This is a genomic window from Coprococcus sp. BIOML-A2, from assembly GCF_009875795.1.
Lineage (GTDB): Bacteria > Bacillota > Clostridia > Lachnospirales > Lachnospiraceae > Coprococcus > Coprococcus aceti.
On record NZ_WWSI01000004.1, the window covers coordinates 64453 to 76712 of the forward strand.

General features: G+C 41.6%; 2 protein-coding genes. Both read right to left on the bottom strand.

The window, feature by feature from the left end:
• Positions 1 to 170: 170 nt before the first annotated feature.
• Positions 171 to 10826 carry a Cna B-type domain-containing protein gene (locus GT575_RS15325; protein WP_161171933.1) on the bottom strand — a complete coding sequence of 3552 codons (10656 nt, stop codon included), beginning with the start codon at positions 10824 to 10826 and terminating at the stop codon, positions 171 to 173.
• 217 nt (positions 10827 to 11043) lie between these two features.
• The gene (locus GT575_RS09915) at positions 11044 to 12033 is read right to left on the bottom strand and encodes an NAD(P)H-dependent glycerol-3-phosphate dehydrogenase (RefSeq protein WP_022216421.1); all 990 of its coding nucleotides are present in this window, start codon (positions 12031 to 12033) and stop codon (positions 11044 to 11046) included.
• Between the last annotated feature and the right edge of the window lie 227 nt (positions 12034 to 12260).

Below are 12260 nucleotides of genomic sequence, written 5' to 3' on the forward strand. Positions count from 1 at the left end.
CCTCCTGACATGCTATTTATTTACATAATTACATTACTGTAAACACAATAGATCTACGGTCATTTTCTATATATAGCATATGAATGTAACTGCTGTTTTATGAACAAAAAAATCCCCCAGAATACCACCATATAAGGTGATATTCCCGGGGGACATGTCACAGCTTTGTATTACTTGCTGCTCTGATTATCTTTTCTCTTTTTAGATGCCACAATAACACCGCATCCGGCAAGACTTATTAAGAGCACAACTGCTATTGGTACAACAGGAGCTCTGTCACCAGTATCCGGCTTGTTCTTGTCCTCTGTTGTTATTTCAGTAGTCTCAGTTGTCTGTGTTGTCTCGGTTGTCTCTGTGGTTTCCGTAGTCTCGGTCGTTGTTGTCTTCTTATCAACCATTGTGATAGTAACAACAATATCCTCGCCAGCTGCAACCTTATCATCAGAAACTGTGAACAGTATATCATCAGCCTTGTCATAGCCCGAAGGAGCCTTAACCTCTATGAGTGCATAGATCTTGCCAATTACAAGTACATTGTTGACTTCATGCGCACTGCCATCTGTTACCCACTCATCAATGAGTTTTCCATCAGCATCCTCGAGTCGAAGTGTTGCGCCCTTTACAGGAACACCATCCTCATCTACTTTCTCAAAGCTGTATTTTACTGAAGGTTCAAGCCATGTAATGTTTCCATTCTCATCAACTCTGGCTGTGACTTTACCTGTGTCAGTATTAAAACCACCGTCAAATGATTCAACTGTAATCTTTCCGTTCTCATCTTTCTTGAACTTGATTGATATTGGCTGTTCAGATACATAGTATCCATCCGGCGCCTGTATCTCTCTGATCGTATACTCTGTGCCGATCAAAATACCGTCAAACTTGAGAACTCCGTTGCTGTCTGTTGTAGCCTTAGCGACAAGCTCTTCCTCACCATTCTCGTTCTCCTTGTAGAGTCCGTATACTGAATTTGGAAGCTTTATGCCATTGTTCTCCTCTGCAACCTTCTCTATCTTGAGATCTGTTCTAGGAAGATCATTTATCAGTGTGTTATCCTGAACACCATTTAACACTGCATAAGTGTCAATGTTTGCCTCTGTTACCTCTGCTGTGTAGACTGTGTTATCGATAATATAATCTCCGATAGTCTTACTCTCTTTTACAAGATACGTACCAATCTTAAGATCCTTGAATGTCACAACACCATTTACACTTGTTGCTGTCATTACAGGATTCTCACACTCTGTATCTGTACCCTCATAGAGCGCAAACTCTACACCATCAAGCATTTTTACATCATCAGGGTCTTCAGCACATGACTCCTTATAAAGTCCAGCCTTAGTGAACTTGACAGTGCCAAGCTTGTAGGTATCAACGAACTCTACATCGGCTGTATTTCCACCAATAAGTGTTATTCCGGATGCCTCTGTTCCTTCACCGTCTATTCCATCCACAGTATAGCTGACTGTTACCGCTGCTCCATCATATGCATATGATGTTTCCTCAACTGTATATGTACCATCCGGCACATTTACAAGAGTTATCTCATACTTGCCATTTCCAAGCTTTGCAACCTCAGAGTCTGTAAGCTTTATGATCTTACTGTAGCCTGCATTGTTTGTAACATTGAACTTTACATTTGTCGCTGCATCATCTGCTGTAATATCTCCATTTATGGTCTTGGTAAGTTTTATAACATTTGGCTTGTATGTGTTTGTTATGTCATATCCAGTAACAGATGCCTTGTATCCCGAAACAGCATTCTCTGATACAGAATACTTGATCAGGGTTCCATTATCTTTGTACTTTGGTAAATCTGTAAAGCTGTAATTCCAGTCAGTATCTGCTGTAACCACGAGGCTCTTTATAACAGTACCATCTGCAAGAAGCTTAACTGTTATTGAATCTGGTCTCTGACCATCGTGATCATCGTCATCAACCCACGTCTTAGTACCTGATACATTGATCGTCTCAGGTGTGTGCTGATTGTCAACCACATATCCATCAGCTGCATTTCCTGTTATGACTGTTGTGTAACCATCTATAGTTGTAGTCTCCTCAACTGTGTAGTCGATGGTCTGTCCATTTTTCTTCTCGTCAAGAGCATTCCATGTATGTGTCCAGTTATTTGCCTTGCTGAGTGTTACCCCAGAGCCAGCTACAACCTGTCCATCAGCCAGAAGACGAACCATTACGCTAGGTGTTCTCTTGCCGTCCTGGTTATCATTATCACTCCACTTCTTTGTAACTGATACACTTGTCTTTCCCGGTGTGTAACTGTTCGTGATATTATAACCTGTAACCTCACCTGTATATTCTGGTACATCAACCTCAGATACAGAATACTTGATCTGAATTCCACCATCTCTATACTTTGGAAGATTTGTAAAACTATACTCCCAGTTTTCTGCCTCGGTTACCGTCTTTGTAGCATATACGCTGCCATCTGCAAGAAGGTTTACCTTGATATTTCCAGGTCTCTTGCCATCCTGATCGTCCGCATCATCCCATGTCTTGCTGCCGCTCACTGATGTCGTCTCTGGTGTATAGCTGTTCTTTATTGTGAATCCTGTCTCAGCATCGCCTGTGACTGTGGTTGTATATCCATCAATTGCGGTTATCTCTCTTACACTGTAGACGATATTCACACCACTCTTCTTGACATCAAGTCCTGCCCATGTATATGTCCAGTTGTTGTCAGCACTGAGAGTTGTTTCTGATCCAACGACAGGAGTTCCATCAGCAAGAAGTTCAACCTTTACTGAACTCTCTCTCTTGCCGTCCTGATTGTCGGCATCATCCCAAGCCTTTGTAACTGATACACTTGTCTTTCCTGGTGTGTAACTGTTCGTGATATCATATCCATTTACAAGTGTCTGATAATCCTCAACAGCATTTTCTGTGATACTGTATGTGATCTCGTTGCCACCTGCGTACTTTGGAAGATCTGTAAAGCTGTACTTCCAGCCGTTCGCAGCTGTAACTTCCTTATCAGCCACCTTCACTCCGTTTGCAAGAAGATTTACTGTGATTTTTCCTGGTCTCTTACCATCCTGATCATTTGCATCATTCCATATCTTCTTACCACTTATTGAAGTTGTCTCTGGTGTGTAACTGTTCTTGATGATATAACCGGTCTTCGCAGATCCTGTGATAACTGTTGCATATCCTTCAACCGATGTAATCTCTTCAACAGTATATTCAATAGGTGATCCACTCTTATTGATATCAAGATCACTCCATGTATGACTCCAGTTGTTGGCATCACTGAGATCCACCTCAGAATCTGCAACTACGTTTCCGTCGGCAAGAAGTCTTACTTTTATATTTCTAGCTCTCTTGCCATCCTGGTTATCAGCATCATCCCAGGCCTTTGTAACTGATACACTTGTCTTTCCTGGCGTATAACTGTTCGTGATATCATATCCGTTGACAAGTGTCTGATAGTCCTCAACAGCATCCTCTGTGATGGTGTACGTGATTTTATTGCCATTTTTGTACTTTGGAAGATCCGTGAAATTGTACTTCCAACCATCTGCCTCTGTTACTTCCTTCGTAGCATATATGTCTCCATCTGCAAGAAGATTTACCGTAATCTTTCCTGGTCTCTTGCCATCCTGATCGTTTGCATCGTTCCAGGTCTTTGTTCCTTCTATATTGATCGTTTCAGGCGTGTGACTATTGGTAAATGTATATCCGTTTTCTGCGTCTCCTGTCACAGCTGTAGTGTATTCGGAAACAGCATCCTCAGTTACTTCGTATGTTATCTCTGATCCTTCTGCATATTTAGGAAGGTCTGTAAAACTAAACTTCCAGTCATTTGCTGCTGTGACTTCAAGACTCTTGATCTTTGTTCCGTTTGCAAGCAGGTTGACTGTGATACTTGGAGGTCTGATACCATCCTGATTCTCACCGTCGTCCCAGATCTTAATACCCTTTACCGATGTCGTCTCTGGTGTGTAGCTGTTCGTAACTGTGTATCCTGTTGTCATATCTCCGGTTATCACTGGAGTATATCCTTCAGTAATATCTGTTTCTTCTACAGTGTAAGCTATCGCAGCTCCATCCTTGTTCACATCAAGGTCTGTCCATGTATGTGTCCAGTTGTTATCTGCGCTTAATATAGTCTCTGAGCCATCTACTGCTATTCCGTTCGCAAGTAGCTGAACCGTTACACTCGTAGGTCTCTTTCTGTCCTGATTGTCTGCATCATCCCAGCTCTTTGTGACTGATACACTTGTCTTTGCCGGTGTATATGTGTTTGTAATGTTATATCCGTCTATTACGGTTGCATAATCACCGACCGCATCCTCTGTGATGGTATAAATGATCTTGTTGCCACCACTATACTTTGGAAGATCTTTGAAACTATACTTCCAGTCTTCTTCAGCTGTAACAGTCTTTGTCTTGTATAACTGACCATCCGCAAGAAGATTTACAGTGATGCTCTCAGGTCTCTTTCTATCCTGATTGTTTGCATCATCCCATGTCTTTGTACCAGCTATATTGATGGTCTCTGGTATGTAGCTGTTTGTTATGACAAATCCTGTCTTGGCATCACCCGTGACCTTCTTCGTATATCCGGTCACTGTGGCTGTCTCATCTACTGTATAACCTATAGCTGTACCGTTCTTATAAACTGCAAGATCTTTCCATGTATACGTCCAGTTGTTGTCCTCTTTAAGAGTTACCTCTGAACCGGCAACCTCTGTGCCATCAGCAAATAATTTGACAGTGATTTCTTTTGCCCTCTTGCCGTCCTGATTTCCAGCGTCATCCCAGATCTTCGTGACATTGACATCTGTAGTCTCTGGAACATGTGTGTTTGTAATATCATAACCATTTGGAGCTGCTGTATATCCCTCCACACTGTCCTCTGTGATGGTATACTTTATCTCCTGACCATTGCTGTACTTTGGAAGACCTGTAAAGCTGTACTTCCAACCTTCTGCCTCTGTAACAGTCTTTGTCTTGTAAGTCTGACCATTTGCAAGGAGATTTACTGTGATGCTCTTAGGTCTCTTACCATCCTGATCATTTGCATCATTCCAGGTCTTTATTCCATCGATATCTATCGTCTCAGGTGTATGACTATTGGTAACAGTGAAACCTGTCTTGACATCTCCTGTAACTTCAGCCTTATATCCTGGCACATTGCTTGTCTCTTCAACAGTATATGTTATATCCTTACCGCCGGACTTAAGTGGAATATCGTTCCATGTGTTTGTCCAGTTGTTATCGGCATTCAGTGTTACTTCTGAATCTGCAACATCTGATCCATCAGCAAGGAGCTTGACCTTAACACTGGTTTCTCTCTTGCCATCCTGATTATTGTTATCATCCCAAACCTTTGTCACTGAAATGCTTGTCTTACCAGGTGTGTAGCTGTTGGTGATGTTATATCCATCTATCAAAGTTGTATAATCTTTAACAGCATCCTCTGTTATTGTATACACGATCTCTGATCCGTTGTCATACTTAGGAAGATCTGTGAAACTGTACTTCCAGTTATCATTCTTTGAAACCTTCTTTGAAGCAACCTCATTGCCATTTGCAAGAAGTCTTACTGTAATCTCAGGAGCTCTCTTTCCGTCCTGGTTATCTGCATCATTCCATGTCTTTGTTCCGCTGATATCAATTGTCTCAGGTGTATGACTGTTGGTGATTACAAATCCAGTCTTCACGTCGCCGGTTATCTTGGTATCATAACCCGCAACCGCATCCTCTTTAACGGTATAAGCTATCTCATTGCCGTTATCATCGTACTTTGGAAGATCAGCAAAGCTGAAATACCAGTTACCTGACGCATCAGGGGTAACCGTCTTACTTGCGACCTCAGTCGTTCCATTCATAAGACGGACTTTAATATCCTCAGCTCTCTTGCCATCCTGATTATTATTGTCATCCCAAACCTTGGTTCCACTTACCGTGATAAATGCCTTGTATTCATTCGCCACAGTCACAAGTGATGATGACGATGATGAAATAACAACATCCGCAGCCGTATTGCCTGTTGATGAACCTACAGTATATGTAACTTTATGTGTATATCCATCAAACGCTGCACCTGTCTCTGTTACAGTGTATTTTCCATATGGAGCATTATTGATAACGTAGCTTCCTAAGTAAAACTGATCATATGTTACGATTGTAGGTCCCTTGTATCCCTCAGGGCCTGATATTGTAAATGTGATCTGCTTCTTCTGTGCATCTGTAAGCTTTGTATCATCGAGGTCTCCGCTGAAGAACTTCGTGATAACAAGGCTTCCAACATTCAGCTTGTTTGTGATCGTTGCAGCGGTAACTACATCGTTCTCATCCTTTGTGAGCTGAACATCGCTTGTATATCCTTCTACGTCATCCTCATCTACAGTGTAGTTGATAAGATTGCCATCGGCATCCTTCTTATCAAGATCTGTAAATGTTCCACTCCAGTTATTTGAATCATTGAGTGTAAGTGTCTTGTCAACGATCTTTGTTATATTGCCCGCCGCATCCTCTGTGGCAAGTGTAACTTTGATGTTCTTTGGTCTTGCTGACAGAATGTTGTCGCTGTCATCCCACTTCTTGGTTACAGGAATATCGATCGTCTCATTTGTCACCTTTGTGTTGGTGTTCGTGATGGTGATCGTTCCGGTTGCTGTTCCATTATTACTTATTGTGACCTGGTAATCAGCATTATCGAAATCCTCTTCTGCAAAGTAGTAGAGGTAGTTGCCATTTGCATCAGCTACTTTAAGCTCTATCTCATCGCTTGTCCACTTATTTGCACTATTTAAGGTAATTGTCTTTACAACAGGATCTGTGTTCTTGTCATAACTTGATGGATTAGTTGATGCATAAATCTTAACTGTTATACTGTCAACCGGAATATCCTTCAGTGTTCCACCTGCGGCATCCTTCCATACCTTTTTAACAGTTATCTTTCTGTTCTCAGGAGTGTTATCTACTGGCAGTGTATAATCCTGTGAACCTTTGCTGTCAAGGACTATGTCTGAGATAGAATCAGTTGTCACCTCAGCAGGTTTCGGTCCTGTCAGGCTGGATGAGATATTGTTCTCATATATGTATATAGGATCTGTGAGCTTCTCATAACCCTCAGGTGCTTCCACCTCTATAAGCTTGTAATAGTAATTATAATACAAACTTGATAATGTAAGTCTTCCCTGTTCGTTAGTTACTCTTTCCTCATCGCTTCCAGGTACCATGAGATTCCAGTTAGTGTCTGCACTGTTGTTTGGATCACCATATCTGTAAAGCTCAAACTTCGCACCAGCAAGCTTGATTCCTGTCATTATAGAGTCAGTTTTTATTATCGAAAGATTAAACTGCTCTGTATCAGTTCCCATTGATGAATCCTGATCATTGATGTTCGTGTCCGTCGATGACGAATCTGCCGAACTTGTAGATCCAAGAATACCAACGCTGTTCTTAACATCCGCTGTAAGCTTACCTGTATATACAAGAGTATATGTATACTTCAGAATAAACTTTGTCTCATCCGGCATGGTGAGTGTCAGTGTAGACATCTTAGCTGTCGTATCATCTGCATATGTATAGCTGTATTTGTCCGCCGGAACTTCAGCGCCTGTATCTGCGTACAGAAGCTTAAATGAACCATCCTTGATAAATACTCTCTTTACTGCATCCGCATTGCTGTAGTCATACTTGTCAACTACAGTTATGGATCCTGTATTGCCAAGAGCCTCACCCTTCTCATTGATATGCACAGTATATTCAATACTGTTGGTGTCATTATCATAGTTTCCTGCAGTTTTGGTAATATTCGGTCCAGTCACAGTAACCTTTGCGCTGTCATCCTTGGTCTTAGTTGAACCGTCGGTTCTGACAACTGTTGCCGAACAATTGTTGGTGAATTCCACGTCACTGCCACCAACAACGGATGATATATCCTTTGTGACCTTGACTGCATAGTAGACAACAACCTTGACATTTCTGGTATAAAACTCAAGTGACTTTATGTCAAAACTAATACTGTTGCTTGCCACATTAAAGTTCTCTATATAATTATTTGCACCTGTCTGAGGTCTCGTCTTATTATCTGCATAATAAGAAACAAAATATATTCCAGCATGGCCAATAGTCTCTCCTACACCCTCTGGAAGCATATCACTCTTAAGGTATGTAGTATCGAGCTCAGTTCCTGCAGGAAGTGTATCTGTAAAGGAAAGTCTGTCTCCATCTCCATACGCAAAGTCACCGTTGAGAACTACCTTATATACGAACACATTGTTAGCCTTGTCATATACTACAATGCTTTCTTTCTCATCAGTACCATTAGTGTAGCTGTACTTCTCTACAACAGACCCCTTCGTTATTCCAGATACAGGATGTGAATCCTGTGATGTCTTGGATGAACCATCAATAGTAAGAGTACCCTTGTTGACTGCCGTATACTTGCTGTCAGACTTTACTGTCGTATTATATGTGATAACATAATCTATCGGGGTCTCCTCCGTGCCTGTTATATCTCTGAGGAATTCTATTGTATATCCTATTATGTAGTTATCAGATGATGCCGGAACATCTGCAACGCTGTCAATAGTTGAAAGCGTTGGTGCCCATACATTTGAGAAGTCAGCGTATGTTACCTTTACCTTGTAGTCAACTCCCTCTGTGAGGCCAGCTATTGTAAGTCCGTTTATCTGATCTGCCGTAAAGTAATGCTTTGGAAGTGCTCCATTATCATATGTTACAGAGTCAGTATATGTATCATTCGCATTGAGCTTGTCAACGCCAGATATTGTAGACTTCCATGCAAGGGTATATGTATCATCGTTCTCCGTCTCTGATACGAATTCCTTCTTTACTGAATCACCGGCCACCTCTACAGTCGCCTCGGCGCTGTCCGTAACTCCGTTCTTCTCTATTGTCGCTACATTCTTATAAACATCAGTCAGCTTATCAAGCTTGGATGAATCTGTTGTGTAGGTGAACACGATCTTGGATTTGTTCTCTGTCACATCAACCCTTGAAGTTCCATCCGTCAAATAAAGTTTACCATTCTCTTCCACAAAGCTTGCAGGAAGATTGATAGTGGTTGAAACATCTGTGTCATTTATGGATACGCTGCACGTCTTTTCGTCTGTGAGCTCTGTCCCATTCTTTGTGAGTATATCCGATACTGACATTCCTGTCAGATTCTTCTTCTTATCCGCATTCACGGTTACTGTCCATGTTATGGTTGACTTGTCACCTGACAGTGAACCGGTCTTACTTATGGATGCTGTAGACTTGCCGGCATTGTACCATGTACTGCTGTCGTTATCAGTATGCTCGTCATGTGAATCATCTGACACGTCTACACAATTCTTATTGTGTACATTTATGCTTCCGATGTCATCGGCAATATCTGAGACAATAACCTCGTATGTGATCTCATACTGTGAATTAGCGTCAAGCTTCGGAAGCTTTCCATTTATAACTGTTTCACCATTTCCTATGGTTCCTGTTGCAGGAGTCACATATCCATTTGCTGTGACATCCGTGTACTGTCCGTTGCTGTCCTTGAGCTTGCATGTAACATTCTGTACTGTTCTCTTGGCATCAGATCCAAGTTTTGAGTCAAGTTCATTTGCAAGAATATCATCAAGTGTAATATCACCATCGCTTCCATACTCAGAACTTACTATAACCTTGTACTTGTAAACTATCTTGTGATCGTCAGGATCAATGCTCACACCATCTGAGGATTTTGTAACCTTGAGATCTGTGGCACCGTCCTTCACATATTTGTAGCCCTTGTTGGTCTGATCCTTATCATCAACCTTTGAATTCTTAGCCTCTGCAATATTGCTCTGGTTCAGATTGATCACGTCCTGAGAAAGATCATCGACTTTACTCTTTACTGTATAGGTTATCTTATATGACTCCTTTGCACCGAGTGCAGGAAGAGTTCCTTCTATAGTAGAGGTACTACTGTTATATGTGAGTGATGAGCTGCAGTCTGTGTTGTCAGACTTAATCACCTTTATATCTGTAACTTCAGGTGTGACACCTGCTATGTCGTTGGCTATAACATCACTAAAGTTCAGATCCTCACTGGCACTTCCATGATTGGATGAAACTTCTACGGTATAGTCAAAGTATACATATCCATCCTTAGGATCTGTAACTCTACCCTCGGATGCGGTCTTCTTCACATCCACATCAGGCTTGAAATCCACATCCACAGTCACAATCACAGTGCTTGTGAATTTGTTCTCGACCTGGTTTTTCTCATTGTACTTTGTGAGATCCATATCGATCCACGCCTTGAAGAAAGCCTTGAGCTGGGCTCCCCCCTCGAGTGCTGTATGATCGATCGTCGCAGTAAGGACTCCGTTCACAACTGAATACGAACCGATCCTGTTACCACTTCCATCAGTTATATCCTCATTCAGAATATCGGAATTAAACTTTATGGTATCCGGCATCGTATAAGTAAATGTTGCATCTTCACCAGACTCCACTATGCTATTAACAACATTTTCCGGAAACACTATATCCATAGACATCTGGATATCTACACCGGCTTTTGTAGGATCATTTGGATCTACAGGAAGCGGCGTTGTGGACGGTCTGGAACTGCTACCATATATATCACCTGCTTTATCAGCAATCGTAGCTCCAGTAATATAATCTTCAAGATTTCCGGTTACTGCTGCACTCGACAGCATTGCTATCGAATCAGTAGCCGTGGCGTATGCGTCTCCCCCTCTCGTCTCGGCCGCATTGGACCAACTATAATTAGAAGGCGAAATCAACGTAGTTATCATAACTACCGCCAGCAGCAGTGCTATAAGCTTTTTCGTAGTTTTTGCCATTGTAATACCTCTTTTCTAATTATTTTTCGACTTACACACTTGCTTTAAATTTATCATAACACATGGTAATTGTAAACAGTTTGTGAACAAAAAGAACAGTTTTCTGTTGCTTTTTTGTTCACATTTACTTTATCGTTTAATTATTAGGTGATTTTGTACTACTATTCTTCGGCAGCATAATCTATCGAAATATATCAAACATATAAAATATAATCGATTACAATTCACTCTTTCTGTCTCTGTTGAGAAGCTCTGTGAGAGCCTCTTTTGCCGTCATGCCATTAAATAATACATTATTGACTGCTTCAACGATAGGCATCTCAACCCCATGCTCCCTGGCAAGTGCCAGTGTTGCCTTGGCAGAATAAACACCCTCAACAACCATCTTGACCTCCGCCATAGCTTCCTCATAGGTCTTACCCTGACCGATGAGATATCCGGCATTCCTGTTACGGCTGTGCTTGGATGTACATGTAACTATAAGATCTCCCATTCCTGAAAGTCCTGACAGCGTCTTGACATCTGCGCCCATGGCAAGTCCAAGTCTCATGATCTCCGCCATTCCTCTGGTCATAAGAGCAGCCTTCGTGTTGTCGCCAAGTCCAAGTCCATCTGATATTCCGGCTGCCAGAGCTATTACATTCTTCACTGAACCACCCAGCTCAATACCAGTCACATCAGTGCTTGTATATACCCTGAAATAATCGTTCATAAATGCGTTCTGGATCGTCTTTGCAATCTCTATATCACGGGCACCGGCAACTACCGTTGTAGGTATTCCGCGGCCTACTTCCTCTGCATGTGACGGACCCGAAAGGACAGCCACCTTAGCCTGTGGGATTTCTTCCTCAATGATCTCCACGAGAGCCTTGAGTGTGGACTCTTCTATTCCCTTGCTGACATTCACGATAAGCTGTCCGTTGCTCACCTTGTCAGCGATGTTCTTTGCTGTGCTTCTGACAAACGGAGAAGGCACTGCGCACACTATCATCTTCTGACCAATAACAGCCTTTGACGCATCTGTTGTATATTCAATACTGCTGTTAAGTATAACGCCCGGAAGTCTGTCTCTCTGCTCATGAAATTCCTTGAGCATGGCAACCTCTCTCTCATCTATAGACCACACTATAACCTCGTGTCCATTTCCTGCCAGCAGATTAGCAAGTGCAGAACCCCATCCACCTGCTCCGAGAACACCTATTTTCATCGTAAAATACCTCCAAAATATTTATATTTCTTTTTTCAATCCTTGAATCATTTTTTTCTATTTTAACTTTTTTTCATCATTTAATCCAGTCTATAGTGACAATACATGGATGTTTTTGCAAATTTTTACTGTATTTTTAGATTTTGGGCTAGTTATGTAAACTCACATTATTCTAATCAACAGTTTTTAATACACATTTCACTGCGTATAAATATCACATAACCATA

Bases quoted from the DNA above. Each gene is read 5' to 3' on its own strand.
- GT575_RS15325 (WP_161171933.1), bottom strand. From the start codon at position 10,826: ATGGCAAAAACTACGAAAAAGCTTATAGCACTGCTGCTGGCGGTAGTT.
- GT575_RS09915 (WP_022216421.1), bottom strand. From the start codon at position 12,033: ATGAAAATAGGTGTTCTCGGAGCAGGTGGATGGGGTTCTGCACTTGCT.